General features: G+C 41.6%; 1 pseudogene. It reads left to right on the top strand.

The annotated features are described in order from the left end of the window. Positions 1-221, top strand: a pseudogene (locus V6255_RS18555) (malate synthase G); the annotation flags it as partial.

Below are 221 nucleotides of genomic sequence, written 5' to 3' on the forward strand. Positions count from 1 at the left end.
ACAATGACGATGCTGAAATATCAACAATGGCAGGTCCACAACTGCTGGTACCAGTGAGCAATGCACGCTTTGCATTAAATGAAGCTAATGCTCGTTGGGGAAGCTTATACGATGCTTTTTATGGAAGAGATGTTATTGCGAATAACGATGAGTTAGCCCATAAAGAAGGATTTAACCCGCACCGTGGCCAAGCCGTTATTAATAAAGCCAAGGATTTTTTA

Source organism: Psychromonas arctica (assembly GCF_038155225.1).
Lineage (GTDB): Bacteria > Pseudomonadota > Gammaproteobacteria > Enterobacterales > Psychromonadaceae > Psychromonas > Psychromonas arctica_B.